Origin of the sequence: Mesorhizobium sp. M7A.F.Ca.US.005.03.2.1, from assembly GCF_003997795.1 — a bacterium.
Taxonomy (GTDB): Bacteria; Pseudomonadota; Alphaproteobacteria; order Rhizobiales; family Rhizobiaceae; genus Mesorhizobium; species Mesorhizobium ciceri.
Window position 1 is genome coordinate 1 of record NZ_RZRP01001598.1, and the last position, 477, is coordinate 477.

Consider the following 477-nt stretch of genomic DNA (forward strand, 5'->3'; position numbering starts at 1 on the left):
ACAACGGCGCCATGGCGGCCGATGTCGAAAAGATCATCAGCGATGGCGGCGCCGTGCCGGCGACGATCGCCGTGGTTGGCGGCCGCATCAAGATCGGGCTTTCTGACGGCGAGCGCGAATCGCTGGCGATGACGGGCGACGCCATGAAGCTGTCGCGCGCCGATCTCGGTTTTGCCGTGGCGCAAGGGCGCACCGGCGGCACCACGGTCGCCGCCACGATGATCGCGGCGCATATTGTCGGCATAAAAGTGTTTGCCACCGGCGGCATCGGCGGCGTGCACAAGGGCGCCGAAAAGAGCTTTGACATTTCCGCCGATCTCGACGAGCTGGCGCGCACCCCGGTGATTGTCGTCTCGGCCGGCGCCAAGGCGATCCTCGACATCGAAAAGACGCTGGAAGTGCTGGAGACGCGCGGCGTGCCGGTGATCGGCCATGGCTGCGAGACGATGCCGGCCTTCTGGTCCAGGCAATCGCCGT

The 477-nt window shown here is 66.2% G+C and carries 1 protein-coding gene; it reads left to right on the top strand.

All coding sequences use genetic code 11. The annotated features are described in order from the left end of the window. A partial coding sequence (locus EN991_RS39360; protein WP_206519382.1) for a pseudouridine-5'-phosphate glycosidase occupies positions 1 to 477 on the top strand: 477 nt, incomplete at both ends.